Source organism: Paenibacillus sinopodophylli (assembly GCF_005930355.1).
GTDB classification, from domain to species: domain Bacteria; phylum Bacillota; class Bacilli; order Paenibacillales; family Paenibacillaceae; genus Pristimantibacillus; species Pristimantibacillus sinopodophylli.
On record NZ_VDBO01000039.1, the window covers coordinates 1 to 2,183 of the forward strand.

Annotated in this window: 2 protein-coding genes; both read left to right on the plus strand. The window is 43.0% G+C overall.

Annotated features, from left to right (window positions below):
• The first annotated feature begins 94 nt into the window (after positions 1 to 94).
• Positions 95 to 1,378, plus strand: a complete 1,284-nt coding sequence (istA, locus tag FGT79_RS30505; protein ID WP_138756580.1) for an IS21 family transposase — start codon at positions 95 to 97, stop codon at positions 1,376 to 1,378.
• Positions 1,375 to 2,130 (plus strand): IS21-like element helper ATPase IstB, encoded by a 756-nt coding sequence (gene istB, locus FGT79_RS30510; protein WP_138756581.1) that lies wholly within the window; start codon positions 1,375 to 1,377, stop codon positions 2,128 to 2,130. The genes istA and istB overlap by 4 nt, the downstream gene beginning before the upstream one ends.
• The last annotated feature ends 53 nt before the right edge of the window (positions 2,131 to 2,183 follow it).

The window sequence follows — 2,183 nt, forward strand, 5'->3', positions numbered from 1 at the left end:
TGTAAATGCTACTCTAAACATGTACAAAAGTGCTTGAATAAAAATGTACAACTTTGACGAGATGAAACATACTGTTCTCAAGGGAGAGATGAGTATGTACATCACGTTGAAGGTTCAATCCAATATAGAGATTCATAGTTTGCTAGACTTACCTAAACTTAAATCATTGATGGAGAATCTCAATATGAAAATGAATATAAGCCAGTTAGCAAGAGAACTAGAGGTGGATCGTCGAACCATTCAGAAATATATAGACGGATTTACAAGGAGAAGATCACGAGATAAAGGGTCAAAGATCGATGAATATTATGAAATCATCGCTGCACTTTTATCCACAGACAGCAAGCAAGTTTTCTACTACAAGCGTGTGCTATGGCAATACTTAACAGACAATCATGGCCTGTTATGCTCTGCATCTGCTTTTCGTGCCTATATCGCTCGTAAGCCTGAGTTTGAGGCGTACTTTACGAATGGGCAACGTACACCGTCACCACAGGGTACCGTTCGTTTTGAGACAGATCCAGGAGAGCAAGCGCAATTAGACTGGAAAGAAAGTATCCCTTTTGAATTAAAGGATGGAGCGAAAGTCGAGGTGAATGTTGCTGTGTTGTTGCTTTCGTACTCACGCTTTCGAATGTATCACATGAGCATAACGAAGTCTCAGAGTGTGCTGCTCTCCTTCCTAACCGCAGCTTTCGAGGCCATAGGCGGAGTGCCACATGAGATCTTAACCGACAACATGAAGACCGTCATGGACGAAGCAAGGACGGAGCATAGGGCTGGCAAAGTGAATACGAAATTCGCTGGATTTGCAGCAGACTTTGGGTTTCACGTTAAACCTTGTATCGCGGGGCGTCCTCGTACGAAGGGAAAGGTAGAAGCTCAAATGAAAATTTTAGATGAAATTCATGCTTATCAAGGGAAGTTTAGCTTACCTGAGCTCCAAGCCTACATTCAAAAGCTGTGCGATCGTGTCAATCAATCGTTCCATCAAGGCACGGGGAAAGTGCCGATTCTGGCTCTCGAAAAGGAAAAGAACTCCTTACACCCGTTACCAGCGGAGCGTGTAAGAAGTTCCTATCGCATACATCATAAGCTTGTTAAGATCAATGCGTCGAACATGATCTCCTACCAATCCAGGCAATACTCAGTACCAGCTGGGTATCAAGGAAAAACAGTAGGCATACAAGTCTATGACCATCATCTGTATGTGTATTATAACACGAAACTTCTCGTACGCCATCCCATTGGTACAGCTCTGTTAAACTACACCGAAGAGCACTACAGGGAGAATTTAAGCTTGTCCATGCCACGTTATCCAGATATTAATGATTTAGCTAAGAAGAATCTGCGCACGATTGGAGGTGCATACGAATGAGTGTAACCTCCTACCAGCAAGCGGTAAGGAACCTAGAGTACCTAGGCCTTAAACAAATGGTGAGTCATTTAAATGAAGTGGTCGACTTTAGCATCCATAACAAACTGTCCTTCATGGACACGTTTGTGAAGCTCACTAATTATGAGATCGATGTGCGTGAGCATAATATGATTCATGCCATGGTTAAGGTTGGAGCCTTCCCGCATCAGAAGGAGCTGGCAGACTTTGCGTTCAGCTTTCAGCCTTCTGTGAATCGAGAGCAGATGCTAGACTTTGCTAGCTTACGCTTCATAGAGGGCAATGAAAATATTGTATTCTTAGGCCCTAGTGGTGTAGGAAAAACACATTTAGCTACATCGATTGGCATCGCTGCAGCAAAGAAACGAACAAGCACGTACTTCATCAAGTGTCACGATCTCATTCAAAACCTCAAGCGTGCCATGCTTGAGAACCGGCTTGAAGCAAGGTTAAAGCACTACACGAAGTACAAGCTGCTGATTATTGACGAGATTGGTTATCTTCCCATTGAGCCAGAGGATGCCAAACTATTCTTCCAGCTCATTGATATGCGTTATGAGAAGCGTAGCACCATCTTCACGACTAATGTTAATTTCCGAGCATGGGATGAAGTATTTCGAGAGCCAAAGCTCGCTAATGCCATCTTAGATCGTATTTTACACCATGCAACTGTCGTCACGATTGTAGGCGAATCATACCGATTGAAGGATCATTTTGTCCAAGAGGACAAGTGATTTTGTACATCCTTAAACAAGCAAAAGTGTACATGTTTATGTTGACATTTACA